This is a genomic window from Streptomyces sp. NPDC006733 (assembly GCF_040636125.1).
Classification (GTDB): Bacteria; Actinomycetota; Actinomycetes; order Streptomycetales; family Streptomycetaceae; genus Actinacidiphila.
The window spans coordinates 1-13,879 of record NZ_JBEYJD010000036.1 but is presented as its reverse complement, the minus strand read 5'-3'; the positions used below and the strand labels follow the sequence as shown (position 1 = coordinate 13,879).

12 protein-coding genes, 1 rRNA gene and 1 riboswitch are annotated in these 13,879 nt (G+C 71.0%); of the genes, 1 reads left to right on the top strand and 12 read right to left on the bottom strand.

What is annotated here, in order from left to right:
* Positions 1-39: 39 nt before the first annotated feature.
* Positions 40-2,925, bottom strand: coding sequence for an aminomethyl-transferring glycine dehydrogenase (gene gcvP, locus ABZ721_RS28460; RefSeq protein ID WP_358791589.1), 2,886 nt, complete (start codon positions 2,923-2,925; stop codon positions 40-42).
* A 188-nt stretch (positions 2,926-3,113) separates the two neighbouring features.
* Positions 3,114-3,211, bottom strand: a riboswitch (glycine riboswitch).
* A 126-nt stretch (positions 3,212-3,337) separates the two neighbouring features.
* Here gcvP and ABZ721_RS28455 point away from each other — a divergent pair.
* A complete protein-coding gene (locus ABZ721_RS28455; protein WP_358791588.1) occupies positions 3,338-3,715 on the top strand; it encodes a PRC-barrel domain-containing protein in 378 nt (125 codons plus the stop codon).
* A 6-nt stretch (positions 3,716-3,721) separates the two neighbouring features.
* Here ABZ721_RS28455 and ABZ721_RS28450 read toward each other — a convergent pair whose 3' ends face one another.
* From ABZ721_RS28450 to rrf, 11 genes are all read right to left on the bottom strand, one after another.
* Complete coding sequence (locus tag ABZ721_RS28450; protein ID WP_358791587.1) at positions 3,722-5,092, bottom strand: DNA polymerase IV; 1,371 nt, start codon at positions 5,090-5,092, stop codon at positions 3,722-3,724.
* A 57-nt stretch (positions 5,093-5,149) separates the two neighbouring features.
* Complete coding sequence (locus ABZ721_RS28445) at positions 5,150-5,758, bottom strand: MerR family transcriptional regulator (RefSeq protein WP_358791586.1); 609 nt, start codon at positions 5,756-5,758, stop codon at positions 5,150-5,152.
* 193 nt (positions 5,759-5,951) lie between these two features.
* Positions 5,952-6,425 (bottom strand): bifunctional nuclease family protein, encoded by a 474-nt coding sequence (locus tag ABZ721_RS28440; RefSeq protein WP_031518684.1) that lies wholly within the window; start codon positions 6,423-6,425, stop codon positions 5,952-5,954.
* A gap of 81 nt (positions 6,426-6,506) precedes the next feature.
* Positions 6,507-7,244: a MerR family transcriptional regulator gene (locus ABZ721_RS28435; protein ID WP_358791585.1), complete on the bottom strand. Its 738-nt coding sequence runs from the start codon at positions 7,242-7,244 to the stop codon at positions 6,507-6,509.
* 86 nt (positions 7,245-7,330) lie between these two features.
* The gene (locus ABZ721_RS28430) at positions 7,331-7,870 is read right to left on the bottom strand and encodes an FHA domain-containing protein (RefSeq protein WP_358791584.1); all 540 of its coding nucleotides are present in this window, start codon (positions 7,868-7,870) and stop codon (positions 7,331-7,333) included.
* A gap of 421 nt (positions 7,871-8,291) precedes the next feature.
* On the bottom strand, positions 8,292-9,203 hold the full coding sequence (locus ABZ721_RS28425; protein WP_358791583.1) for a DUF881 domain-containing protein: 912 nt from the start codon (positions 9,201-9,203) through the stop codon (positions 8,292-8,294).
* Between the two features lie 7 nt (positions 9,204-9,210).
* Complete coding sequence (locus ABZ721_RS28420; protein ID WP_030364457.1) at positions 9,211-9,543, bottom strand: small basic family protein; 333 nt, start codon at positions 9,541-9,543, stop codon at positions 9,211-9,213.
* Positions 9,540-10,493, bottom strand: coding sequence for a DUF881 domain-containing protein (locus ABZ721_RS28415; RefSeq protein ID WP_358791582.1), 954 nt, complete (start codon positions 10,491-10,493; stop codon positions 9,540-9,542). Before ABZ721_RS28415 ends, ABZ721_RS28420 begins: the two co-directional genes overlap by 4 nt.
* 63 nt (positions 10,494-10,556) lie before the next feature.
* The gene (locus tag ABZ721_RS28410; protein WP_358791581.1) at positions 10,557-13,052 is read right to left on the bottom strand and encodes a mannose-1-phosphate guanyltransferase; all 2,496 of its coding nucleotides are present in this window, start codon (positions 13,050-13,052) and stop codon (positions 10,557-10,559) included.
* 23 nt (positions 13,053-13,075) lie between these two features.
* On the bottom strand, positions 13,076-13,684 hold the full coding sequence (locus ABZ721_RS28405; protein WP_358791580.1) for a CDP-alcohol phosphatidyltransferase family protein: 609 nt from the start codon (positions 13,682-13,684) through the stop codon (positions 13,076-13,078).
* A 110-nt stretch (positions 13,685-13,794) separates the two neighbouring features.
* Positions 13,795-13,879, bottom strand: a 5S ribosomal RNA gene (gene rrf / locus ABZ721_RS28400); the annotation flags it as partial.

Here is a 13,879-nt window from a genome sequence, read left to right as displayed (position 1 = left end):
CCCCCGGCCGGAGGCCGGGGGACAGCCTGGACGCGGGGGCTACGCGTCGTACTCGTCGAGCGGCGGGCACGAGCACACCAGGTTCCGGTCGCCGAAGGCGCCGTCGATGCGCCGCACCGGCGGCCAGTACTTGTCCGCGGCCGAGACGCCGGCCGGGAACACCGCCTCGTCGCGGGTGTACGGGCGGTTCCACTCCCCGCCCAGCGAAGCCGCGGTGTGCGGCGCGTTGCGCAGCGGGTTGTCCTCCACCGGCCACTCGCCGGCACCGACCTTGTCGACCTCGCGGCGGATCGCGATCATCGCGTCGCAGAACCGGTCCAGCTCCGCCAGGTCCTCGCTCTCCGTCGGCTCGATCATCAGCGTGCCGGCGACCGGGAACGACATCGTCGGCGCGTGGAAGCCGTAGTCGATCAGGCGCTTGGCGATGTCGTCCACCGAGACGCCCGTCTCCTTGGTCAGCGGCCGCAGGTCGACGATGCACTCGTGCGCGACCAGGCCGTTGGGACCCGTGTAGAGCACCGGGTAGTGCGGCTCCAGCCGCTTGGCCACGTAGTTCGCACCGAGCACCGCGACCTGGGTGGCGCGCCGCAGCCCCTCGCCGCCCATCAGGCGCACATACGCCCAGGAGATCGGCAGGATGCCGGCCGAGCCCCACGGCGCCGCCGAGATCGGGCCGACGCCCGTGGCGGGCCCCGCGGTCGGCTGCAGCGGGTGGTTGGGCAGGAACGGGGCCAGGTGCGCGCGGACCGCGACCGGGCCGACGCCGGGACCGCCGCCGCCGTGCGGGATGCAGAAGGTCTTGTGCAGGTTCAGGTGGGAGACGTCCGCACCGAACTTGCCGGGCCGGGCCAGGCCCACCAGCGCGTTGAGGTTGGCGCCGTCGACGTACACCTGGCCGCCGGCCTCGTGCACCGTCGCGCAGATGTCGGTGATGTTGTCCTCGAACACCCCGTGCGTGGACGGGTAGGTGACCATCAGCACGGCCAGCTCGGCCCGGTGCAGGTCGATCTTGGCGTGCAGGTCCTCGACGTCCACGTCGCCGTCGTCACGGGTCTTGACCACGACGACCTTCATACCGGCCATCACCGCGCTCGCGGCGTTGGTGCCGTGCGCGGAGGACGGGATGAGGCAGACCGTGCGCTGCGTGTCGCCGTTGGAGCGGTGGTAGGCGCGCACCGCGAGCAGCCCGGCCAACTCGCCCTGGGAGCCGGCGTTGGGCTGGATGGAGACCTTGTCGTAGCCGGTGACCTCGGCGAGCTGCTCCTCCAACTGGTGGATCAGCGTCAGGTAGCCCGCGGCCTGCTCCACCGGCGCGAACGGGTGCAGCTCGGCGAACTCGGGCCAGGTGACCGGTTCCATCTCGGTGGTGGCGTTGAGCTTCATCGTGCACGAGCCCAGCGGGATCATGCCGCGGTCGAGCGCGTAGTCGCGGTCCGAGAGCCGGCGCAGGTAGCGCAGCATCGCGGTCTCGGAGCGGTGCTGGTGGAACACCGGGTGCGCCAGGTACGTGTCCTCGCGCAGCAGGCCGGCGGGCAGGGCGTCCGGGACGGCGGCGTCGAGCGCCTCGACGTCACCGGTCACCCCGAAGGCGCCCCAGACGGCGGCGAGCTGCTCGCGCCCGGTGGTCTCGTCGCAGGAGATCCCGAGCAGGTCGGCGTCGCGCTCCCACAGGTTGACGCCCGCGGCGCGGGCCGCGGCGGCGACCTCGGCGGCGCGGCCGGGCACCCGGGCGGTCACGGTGTCGAAGTACCCGCCGTGCACGACCTCGACGCCGCCGGCCCGCAGGCCCTCGGCGAGGATGGCGGCGTAGCGGTGGGTGCGCCGGGCGATCTGGGCCAGGCCGTCCGGGCCGTGGTAGACCGCGTACATGCCCGCCATGACGGCGAGCAGCACCTGGGCGGTGCAGATGTTGCTGGTGGCCTTCTCACGGCGGATGTGCTGCTCGCGGGTCTGCAGGGCCAGCCGGTACGCCTTGTTGCCGTCCGCGTCCACGGAGACGCCCACCAGGCGTCCCGGCAGGCTGCGGGCGAACTTCTCCCGGACGGCCATGTAGCCGGCGTGCGGGCCGCCGAAGGCCATCGGGACGCCGAAGCGCTGGGTGGTGCCCACCGCGATGTCCGCGCCGAGCTCGCCGGGCGAGGTGAGCAGCGTCAGGGCGAGCAGGTCGGCGGAGACCGTCACGATCGCGCCCAGCGCGTGCGCCCGCTCGATGACCGGCCGCAGGTCGCGGACCGCGCCGGAGGCGCCGGGGTACTGCAGGAGCACACCGAAGACGCCGCGCTCGGCGATCTCGTCCGGGATGCCGTCGGTCAGGTCGGCGACCACGACCTCGACGCCGGTCGGCTCCGCGCGGGTCTCGATGACCGCGACGGTCTGCGGGAAGCAGTCGGCGTCGACCAGGAAGACGCCCTGCTTGACCTTGCCGACCCGGCGGGCCAGCGACATCGCCTCGGCGGCGGCGGTGCCCTCGTCCAGCAGCGAGGCGCCGGAGGTCGGCAGCCCGGTGAGGTCGGCGACGACCGTCTGGAAGTTCAGCAGCGCCTCGAGGCGGCCCTGCGAGATCTCCGGCTGGTACGGCGTGTACGCCGTGTACCAGGACGGGTTCTCCATCACGTTGCGCAGGATCACGGGCGGGGTGAACGTCCCGTAGTAGCCCAGGCCGATCATCGGGGCCAGCACCTGGTTGCGGTCGGCGAGGTCCCGCAGTTCGGCCAGTACCGCGGCCTCGGTGCGTCCCGCGGGCAGCCGCAGCGACTCGACGCTCTTGATGGTGTCCGGCACGGCGGCGGCGGTGAGTTCGTCCAGGGAGCCGTAACCGACGTGAGCCAGCATCTTGGCCTGGGCACCGGCGTCGGGGCCGATGTGGCGCTGTTCGAACGGGATGCCGCTCTCGAGCTCGGTGAGTGGGATGCGGTGGGCAGTCATCTACGGAGGCCTCCTGGTCTGACACGACCTGCGAGGGGTGCCGCGGCGCGGGCACCCGAACGGCCTCCCCCTCTGTCATCACAACCTGAGAGCTTCGCCGTGCCCGCTAAAGCACGACTTTCACCGTCGGTGAGAGCGCGCCCCGGGCATGGGTCATGCCCGGCGCCCACTCTGCTTTCCAGAGTGACCTCATCCATGCGGTACCGGTTGCCTGAGAGATTCCGGGGAGGATTTGCTCCTTCGGCGCCTCCGACACGATCTCGGAGGACTCTCCCGCATGGGGTCTGCAGCCGCCATTCAGCCTACCAGCGGGGTCAGGGGTGGATTCCTCGCGGATCCCTCGAGTCGACACCGCCCCCGATGTGGCTTTTGGTGGGAGCAGGCGATCAGCACCGATCTGTTGGAGGGACCGTTGCAGACCGACATCGATCCGCGCAGCCTCATCGGCCGCCGGGCCCTGGACAGCGACGGAGCGAAGATCGGCACCGTCGACGAGGTGTACCTCGACGACGCCACCGGCGAGCCCGAGTGGGCGGCGGTGCGCACCGGGCTCTTCAGCCGCGACGCGTTCGTGCCGCTGGAGCCGAGCGAGGTGGTGGACGGGCAGCTGCGGGTGCCCTTCCCCAAGGCCCTCATCAAGGACGCCCCCGATTTCGGGGTCGGCCGCCACCTCTCCCCCGAGCAGGAGATCCAGCTCTACCACCACTACGGCATGGACGTGCCGACCGCGCAGTCCGAGGCGCCGCACGGCGGCGACCGCGACTTCGGGCGGCTGGCCGGCGACGACTGAGTCAGGTCAGGGCACCAGCGGAAGCGGGTCGGCCGCTTCCAGGGCCGGGTCCTCCACCGCGAACGTCCGCACCCGGCCCGGCACGGCGTCCGTCGGCCGCTCGAAGCGCACGGTCACCCGCCCGACGCCGCTGCCCTGCACCCACCCGGCGCCCAGTTCCGCGTGGTGCACGTCCTGCCCCGGCATCCACCGCACGGTCCGCGCCGGCTCCGCCGCCGGGGCCGGCGGGGCGGCCGGATCCGCCGCCTCCCGCTCCGCGAGCTCCTCCGCGGCGCGCACCGCGGCGGCCTCCGCCACCTGCTCCGCCTCCAGCTCGGCGGCCTGCGCGAACAGGTCCTCCTGGGTGAAGTCGGCGAGGCCGGTGACGCCCACGCCCAGCAGCCGGACGCCGTTCGCCGTGTCCACTGCCTCCAGCAGCCGCCGTGCGGTCTCCCGCACCACTCCGGGGTCGTCGGTGGGCGCCCGCAGCGTCTCGGACCGGGTCAGGGTGCTGAAGTCGTAGCTGCGCACCTTGATCACCACCGTCCGGCCGGACCGTCCGGCCTCCCGCAGCCGCCGCACGCAGCGGTCCGCCAGCCGGTCCAGCTCCGAGCGCACCCGGAAGCGGTCGGTGAGGTCCACGTCGAAGGTGTCCTCCACCGAGACGGACTTCGCGTCGCGGTCCGCGACCACGGGGCGGCTGTCCAGGCCCAGCGCCATGGCGTAGATCGACGCGCCGTGCGCCTTGCCCAGCAGCTGCACCAGCTCCGACTCGCCGGCCAGTGCCACCTCCCCGACCGTGCCGATCCCGGCGCGGCGCAGGTGCTCGCCCGTCGCGGGCCCGACGCCCGGCAGCACCCGGACCGGCATCGGGTCCAGCAGCTGCCGCTCGGTGCCGGGCTCGACCACCATCAGCCCGTCGGGCTTGCCCTGCTCGGAGGCGATCTTGGCGAGCAGCTTGGAGCCCGCCAGGCCCACCGAGGCCGTCAGCCCCGTCTCCGCCCTGATCCGGGCCCGCACCCGCTCCGCCACCTCGCGGGGCGCCCCGGGCGCCGTGCCCGCCTCCAGGTCCACGAAGGCCTCATCCAGGCTGAGCGGCTCGACCAGCGGCGACAGCTCCCCCAGGATCCCCATCACCCTCTCGCTGACCCGCCGGTACAGCTCGAAGCGGGGGATCAGGTAGGCGGCGTTGGGCGCGAGGCGCCGTGCGTGCGCCATCGCCATCGCGGAGTGGACGCCGTGCACGCGTGCCTCGTAGGACGCGGTCGCGACGACGCCGCGCGGCCCGAGACCGCCGACCACGACCGGCTTGCCCCGCAGGCTCGGCTTGGAGGCCTGTTCCACCGCGGCGTAGAACGCGTCCATGTCCAGATGCAGGATGGTCGGAGCGGTTCTCACGTCACCGATGCTCCCGCACGGCACTGACATCCACCGTACGGGCGTACGGCGAGCGGATCATCCAGCCCGGTTCCGGCGCCGTGCCAGCTCGTCCGAGGGGTTGTGGCCGGCCAGCGTCTCGCCGGTGTCCACCCGCTCGCCGTGCAGCTGCGACAGGGAGCTCTCCACGTCCCGCCAGACCACGCCCACGGCGATCCCGAAGACGCCCTGGCCGCCCTGGAGCAGGTCGACCACCTCGTCGGGCGAGGTGCACTCGTACACGGTGGCGCCGTCGCTCATCAGGGTCATCCGGGTGAGCTCGGCGGGTGCGGTGGTGCGCAGGTGGCGTACCGCGGTGCGGATGTTCTGCAGGGAGACCCCGGTGTCCAGCAGCCGCTTGACGATCTTGAGGACCACCACGTCCCGGAAGCCGTACAGGCGCTGCGCGCCGGAACCGTACGACGCCCGCACGCTCGGCTCGACCAGGCCGGTGCGCGCCCAGTAGTCCAACTGGCGGTACGTGATGCCGGTCGCCGCGCACGCCGTCGGTCCCCGGTACCCGACCGTCTCGGCCTCGGGCTCGGGCGCGCCGGCCGCCGCGTCGCCGGCCGGTTCGGGCTGTCGGGCCAGGGCCCCGCGGGTGGGATACGGGCCGCCCGTGGCCATACCGTCGCCGGTGCTTCTCACGCCGCCCTCCGTCCCTTCGCGTCCCGATGTGCACGTGCACGTGCCAGCGGAACTTTCCCTCCTCGAAGGTAGGCAGTCACCCGGGGTGCGTCAACGATCGCCACACTCGGCACGCCGAGTGATATCAACCCCAAGAGTGGTTTCGCGTGCCCCGGAACGGGGAACGGCTAGCCGGATGGGCCAAAAACGCCCGTTACTGGTTGCTCGTGCCGAAGTCCTCCGGCGAGATCTGGTCCAGGAACTCCCGGAACTTCTCGACCTCGTCCTCCTGCTCGTCCGGGATGGCGATCCCGGCGTCGTCCAGCACCCCGTCGCTGCCGTAGATCGGCGTCCCGGTGCGCAGGGCCAGCGCTATGGCGTCGGAGGGGCGGGCACTGACCTCGACGCCGCTGGCGAAGACCAGCTCGGCGTAGAAGACACCCTCGCGGAGATCCGTGATGCGCACCTCGGTGAGCGTCTGGCCCACCGCTTCGAGCACATCCTTGAACAGATCATGGGTCAGCGGGCGCGCAGGCGTCATGCCCTGCTGCGCGAAAGCGATGGCCGTTGCCTCTCCAGGCCCGATCCAGATGGGCAGATACCGGTCGCCTCCTACTTCGCGCAGGAGCACGATCGGTTGATTGGAGGGCATTTCGACCCGGACACCCACGACGTCGAGCTCGTTCACACAGCAACCCTAGGACGTGCCCGGCCGGTTTGGGTAGTCGGGCATCCCGCACGGCGGACTTGACAGGTATCGCGCAGCTGCTCAGAAGAGTCGCAGGCGAAGGGCGGACTGGACCATGGCGGCGTGCAGACGGACCGAGAGCGCCGCCAGTTCCCGGGCGGTCGTCTCGGCGTGCGTCCGGGTCTGCGGGTTGCGGTGCCGCCGCAGCGGGGCGACCACCTGCTCCACCAGGCCCACCTCCCGCTCGGCGGCGGCCTTCACCGCGCGCAGGTGGCGCGGCTCGAGCCCGAAGCGGCCCATGTCGACGATCAGCTTCCCGATGTTCACCGCTTCGGCGTCGTAGCCGCCGTCACGGCCGGCCTCCACCAGGCCGTAGGACTCCCACTGCTCCAGGTCGCCCGGTTCCGCCCCGGTGGCCGCCAGCAGCGCCTCACGGCCGATCCGCAGCTCTCCGGAGCCCTCGGCGGCGGCCGGGTCCTCCGCGAGCTCGCGGGACTCGCCCGGCCCCGGCAGCGGGATCTGCTCGCCGCGGTCGAGCGCGTCCAGGTGCTCCCGGATCACGCGCAGCGGCAGGTAGTGGTCCCGCTGCATCCGCAGGACGTGGCCGAGGCGCTCCACGTCGCGCATCGCGAACTTCCGGTAGCCCGAAGGAGTGCGCTGGGGCTCCACCAGGCCCTCCGCCTCCAGGAAACGGATCTTGGAGATGGTGACCTCGGGGAACTCGTCCTGCAAGTGGGTGAGCACGGCCCCGATGCTGAGCAGCCGGCCATCGGCGGTGGCAGTGCCGTGGCCGGCCCCGCCTGACGGTGTTCTGAGCATGGACCTTCCCTGTGGGGGGTCCCCCCGGACGGAGTTCGTGGGGGTCCCCCCGGACGACGTCGTGGGGGTCCCCCCGGACCGAGGCGTCAGACGCCGCGCTGGCTCGCGTAGAAGACCAGCCGGTACTTGCCGATCTGGACCTCGTCACCATTGGCCAGGGACACGGCGTCGATCCGCTCCCTGTTGACGTACGTACCGTTGAGGCTGCCCACGTCGGAGACCGTGAACCCGCCGTCGCCCGCACGGCGGAACTCCACGTGCCGGCGCGAGACCGTGACGTCGTCGAGGAAGATGTCGCTCTGCGGGTGGCGGCCCGCCGTGGTCAGTTCGCCGTCCAGCAGGAAGCGGCTGCCCGAGTTCGGGCCGCGGCGCACCACCAGCAGGGCGGAGCCGATCGGCAGCGCGTCCACGGCCGCCTGGGCCTCCGGGGACAGCGACGGCGTCATGGTCTGACCCGTCGCCTCGGCCTCGTAGGCCTCGAGCCCGGAGATCGAGATGGTGGACGTGGTCTCCGACGGCCGCTCCGACGGCACCCCGGCCCGCAGCGGCGCGCCGCAGTTGGAGCAGAAGCGGCTCGCCTCCGCATTGGTGTGCCCGCACCTGGTGCATACCGGCAAGGCCGTCATGGACTGAGCCTCCTGCCGCGGATCGCCCGCGGGGACGTTCGATGCGTACGCGCCGGAGGGAAACCCTCCACCCGTACTTGAGGTTGATGGTTCCCCGAAACCTATGCGGCCGGACGCGGCAGGGTCAACAGACGCCACACCTTGTCCGCCCGAAATGTCGCCACGTCCCCCGACAGGCTCATCGCGGAACAAGGGACGGTCCCCGGCGGGGCCGTCCTCCTGCCCGTGGCGCGGGGCACGATGACGCGCGGTGGCCGGATCCCCGGCCTTTGCCTGCCGCGCGCTCTTGCCGAACAACTTCCCAAACAACTTCACGGGCGCTTCCCCTTGACCGAAACAGACCCGCCCGTGGGGCAGGACGAACCCTCGCTACACACAGTTTCCACCACGGACCACCCTGAGCATGCGCCGACCCCCTGCGTCACTGCGATGACGACCGAGCGTAGTCAGGCTGCTTCGATGGCCGCAAGGCATCCACAACGATCTTCTCAGAACGGACGACCTCCGCCGTGGCCTGCTCCTTCTTCAAAGTCTGCACCACTCCGCCGGGAATGTTGAGCGCCGGCTCCAGGTCCTGTGGATTTCCGATGACCTTGAACCGGTAGGGCTGGGCGACCTTGTGGCCGTCGATCTCGATGCCGTCGGCACCCTGGGTGAAGTACGTGTCGGCGACAACACGGACATCGTTGATCTGGATCGCCTCGGCCCCGGCCGCCCGCAGCTCCTGCAGGGTGTCCAGCAGCTTGTCCGCCTCCAGGCCGCCCTGGGGGTCCGCGATCGTCAGGTTGATGCCCGGACCCTGCGCGGCGACCGTACCGGCCAGCACACCGAGCTGCTGGGCCTTCTGCTCGGTCTGCTTGCGCGCCTCCTCGGCCTGGTTGGAGCTGGTCTCCAGCTCCGAGCGCTGGGTCTCCAGGCGGCGCTTCTCGTCCTGCAGCCGCTGCGTGCGGTTGTCCAGCTCGGTCAGGATGCGCACCAGGTCCTCCTGGCGGGCGCCGCGCAGGGCCCCGCTGTCGCTCGTGGAGCGCACCTGGATGGCCAGGCCGAGCCCCAGCACGAACAGCAGCAGCGCGACGATGAGCTGCGCCCGCGACAGCCGCGGCGGCCACAGCCCCGCCAGCAGCCGCTGCCGGCCCGTCTCGCCGGCGGCCGCGTGGTGGGCGGGCCCCGGCTCCGGTGCGGGGTCGGCGGCGGGCACCTCGGGCGGCAGGGTCCTGCCGGGCGGCACGGGCACGTCGTCCGGCCCGGGCGCGGCGGGGCGCTCGGGCTCGGGGCGTCCGGGCTCGGGGCGTCCGGGCGTCGCGGGGCGCTCGGGGAGTTCTTCGTCGCTCATCCGGTGATCACGCCCGGAAGACATGGCGGCGGATGGCGGCCGCGTTGGAGAAGATGCGGATGCCCAGGACCACGACCACCCCGGTGGACAGCTGCGCGCCGACCCCCAGCTTGTCGCCGAGGAAGACGATCAGCGCGGCCACCACCACGTTGGAGAGGAAGGAGACGACGAACACCTTGTCGTCGAAGATCCCGTCGAGCATCGCGCGCAGACCGCCGAAGACGGCGTCCAGCGCGGCGACCACGGCGATCGGGAGATAGGGCTCGACCACTGTCGGCACGACGGGTCGGACCACGAGTCCGACCACGACTCCCACGACGAGGCCCAGTACGGCGATCACTTCGTACCCTTCCCTGTTTCGGCGGCGCTCCCGGAGGCGTCCGCCTTCGTGTTGCCGGGCACCGGCTTGGCGTAGCGCACGGTCAGGCTGGGGGCGGCCGGCAACCGCACCTCGTCCTCCGCGGCGATGCTCGTGCGGATTCCGTAGCTCTCCTGCAGGACGTGCAGGTACTGCCCGTCCGCGCTCTCCTGGAAGGCCGTGCTCAGCCGCTGCCCGTCCCCGATGGCCAGCACGGTGTACGGGGGCGCCAGCGGCTTGTTGTCGACCAGTATGGCGTCACCGGCGGCACGGATCGCCGACAGCGCCGTCAGGCGCTGGCCGTTGACGGAGATCGCCTCGGCCCCCGACGCCCACAGCCCGTTGACGACCCGCTGCATGTCGCGGTCGCGCACCCGCCCGGTGTCGGAGAAACCATTGCTCTCGCGGGGCCCGCCGCCGTTCCCCGTCGACGCCTCCTTGGCGTCGTCGACGACCAGCTTGATACCGGGACCCTTCACGGGCGTGGCGCCCGCCTCCAGCGCCACCAGCGCGGTGCTGCCGCCGCCCTGGTCGCCCAGGGCGGCGCGCTGCTTCGCGTCGACCTCGTCCCGCAGCCGGTCCACGGTCTTCTGCAGACCGTCCGCGTCACCCGTACCGCTCTGGATGCGCTCGATCAGCTTCTGCCGCTCCAGCGCCAGCGTGGGCGCCGCGACGTTCGCCTGCGCGGCCCCCAGCGTGACGACCAGGGCGGCGAGCACCAACCCCACGGCCAGTCCCAGCTTGGCCCGCAGCGTGGTGGGCAGCCGTGAGCTGCCCACCACGCCGCGACGCTCCGCCGCCTCCGCGTAGCCGTCGTCGAGGCTGTGATCCATCACGTTGGTCAGCAGCGACATCGAGGCGTCGGGGCGGCGTGGCGGGGCCTTGGGGCCGGGGGTGCTCCCATCCTGGTGCTGCTGCGGCATGCCGCTCATCGTTGCACGTCGGGGCCGCTCCACTCGAACGGCCCCCTCACGGCGCGCCGTTCGGACCCGGAATCAGCGACCCGCGCCCTCCACGATCGTCGACCACTCGTCGAGCAGCGCCTGCGCGGAGGCGTCGTCCGGACCTTCCGCCCACAGGTGGGTGACCGCTTCCGCCGGGTCCGGCAGGACCATCACCCAGCGGCCGTCGGTCTCCACGACCCGGACCCCGTCGGTGGTGTCCACCGAACGGTCGCCCGCGGCCTCGACCACGCTGCGCATCACGAGCCCCTTGACCGCCCACGGCGTCGCCACGTCACGCCGCAGCACATGGGCGTGCGGGATCCGCGCGTCGATCTGGCTGAGGGTGAGCTGCGTGCGCGCCACCAGCCCGATCAGCCGCACGAAGGCCGCCGACCCGTCGAAGACGCTGCTGAACTCGGGGATGATGAAGCCGCCCCGGCCGTCGCCGCCGAAGATCGTGCTCTCCTCCCGGCCGACCCGGGTGAGGTCGTCGGGCGACGTCGTCGTCCACGCCACCTGCGTGCCGTGGTACGCCGCCACCTGCTCGGCGATACGGGTCGTGGTGACCGGCAGGCCCACCCGTCCGCTGCGCCGCTCGGCCGCGACCAGGTCCAGCATCACCAGCAGCGCCCGGTCGTCCTCGACGATCTTCCCGCGCTCGTCCACCAGCGACAGCCGCTCACCGACCGGGTCGAACCGCACACCGAAGGCGGCACGGGCCGAGGCGACGATCTCGCCCAGCCGTACCAGCCCGGACCGGCGCTCCTCCGCGGTCTCCGTCGGCCGGGCCTCGTTCAGACCCGGGTTGATGGTGAAGGCGTCGACGCCCAACCGTCCGAGCAGGCTCGGCAGCACCAGGCCGGCGCTGCCGTTCGCCGCGTCCACGACGACCTTGATGCCGGACTCCGCGACACCGGAGGTGTCGATCTCCCGCAGCAGCGAGCCGGTGTAGGAGTCGAAGACGCTCGACGGGAAGCGCAGGTCGCCGATCTCGCCCGGGAAGGCACGCCGGTACTCCTGGCGGGCGAAGACCCTGTCCAGCTTGCGCTGCCCGCCGGCCGACAGGTCGGCGCCGCGCTCGTCGAAGAACATGATGTCGACGGAGTCCGGGGTGCCGGGGGTCGTGCGGATCATGATGCCGCCGGCGCTGCCGCGCGCCGTCTGCTGGCGGGCCACCGGCAGCGGGACGTTCTCCAGGTCCCGGACGTCGATGGCACTGGTCTGCAGGGCCGAGATCACCGCGCGCTTCAGCGCTCGCGCACCGCGCGAGTGGTCACGGGCCGTGGTGACCGTGGACCCCTTCTTCAGCGTGGTGGCGTAGGCGCCCGCCAGTCGCACGACGAGCTCCGGGGTGATCTCCACGTTCAGGATCCCCGAGACGCCGCGCGCGCCGAACAGATGCGCCTGGCCCCGCGACTCCCAGATGACCGAGGTGTTGACGAACGCGCCGGCCTCGATGGTCTTGAACGGGTAGACGCGGACGTTGCCCGCGATGATCGACTCCTCGCCGATCAGGCACTCGTCGCCGATCACCGCACCGTCGTCGATCCGGGCGGCCCGCATGATGTCGGTGTTCTTGCCGACGACGCAGCCGCGCAGGTTGGTCCCCTGGCCGACGTAGACGTTGTCGTGGATCACGGCCTTGTGCAGGAACGCGCCGGACTTGACGACCACGTTGGAGCCGATGACCGTGTGCTCGCGGATCTCCGCGCCGGCCTCGACCTTCGCGTAGTCCCCGATGTACAGCGGGCCGCGCAGTACCGCGTCGGGGCTGACCTCGGCGCCCTCGGCCACCCAGACACCCGGCGAGATCTCGAACCCGTCGAGGTCGACGTCGACCTTGCCCTCGAGGACGTCCGCCTGGGCCTTGATGTAGCTCTCGTGCGTGCCGACGTCCTCCCAGTAGCCCTCGGCGATGAAGCCGTAGACGGGCTTGCCTTCCTTCATCAGCTGCGGGAAGACATCACTCGACCAGTCGACGGACGTGTCCGCGGCCACGTAGTCGAAGACCTCGGGCTCCATGACGTAGATACCCGTATTGACGGTGTCGGAGAAGACCTGGCCCCAGGTGGGCTTCTCGAGGAAGCGCTCGACCTTGCCCTCGTCGTCCACGATCGTGATGCCGAACTCCAGCGGATTGGGCACCCGCGTCAGGCATACGGTGACGAGCGCGCCCTTCTCCTTGTGGAATTCGATGAGCTCGGTGAGGTCGAAGTCGGTGAGGGCGTCGCCCGAAATCACAAGGAAGGAGTCGTCCTTGAGCGCCTCTTCGGCGTTCTTCACACTCCCGGCTGTCCCGAGTGGCTTTTCCTCGTTGGCATAGGTGAGCTCCATGCCCAGCTCTTCGCCGTCGCCGAAGTAATTCTTGACGAGGGAGGCGAGGAACTGCACGGTCACCACGGTCTCGGTGAGACCGTGCCGCTTGAGCAGCGTGAGCACGTGCTGCATGATCGGGCGGTTCGCGACCGGCAGCAGGGGCTTGGGCATACTCGAGGTCATAGGGCGAAGGCGTGTGCCTTCACCGCCGGCCATCACGACGGCCTTCATGTCGGAAAAGTCCTCCTTGCGGCTCAATCAGCCTTGGCGTCCATCCGCACCAATCTGCGGACCTGCACTACATAGAGGATCCCTGCCCACCAGTACAGAGTTGTACCCCATCCGGCGAACGCCCATCCGCAAATCGCGGCCAGCGTGGCGAGCCATCCGCTGCCGTCACTCAGCAACAACAGCGGGAAGGCGTACATCAGGTTGAAGGTGGCGGCCTTGCCCACGAAGTTCACCTGCGGCGGCCCGTATCCGTGCCTCCGGAGGATCAGGAGCATTACCCCCATCATCACCTCCCGAGCCAACAGCAGCAACGGCAACCACAAGGGGAGGATGTCCCTCCACGTGAGGCCGACCAGGGTGGAGACGATGAAGAGCCGGTCCGCGGCCGGGTCCAGGAGCCGGCCGAGATTGCTGACCTGGTTCCACCGGCGTGCGAGTTTGCCGTCGAGATAGTCGCTGATACCGCTGAGGGCGAGCACCAGCAGGGCCCAGCCGTCGGCCTTCGGCCCCCCGAACTCGGGCCACAGGATCAGCCACAGGAACACCGGCACACCCGCCAGGCGGGCCATACTCAGGATGTTGGGGATCGTGAAGATCCGATCCGTTTGCACCCGTGACTCCTGGACCTCCACCGGGGGCCCCTCCTGTATGTACGTGCCGATGATTCCACCCGACCCTACCCCAGACGACAAAAAGGCCTGGCCCCGGATCCGAAGATCCGAGGCCAGGCCTCTGAATGATTGTTCGGCGGCGTCCTACTCTCCCACAGGGTCCCCCCTGCAGTACCATCGGCGCTGAAAGGCTTAGCTTCCGGGTTCGGAATGTAA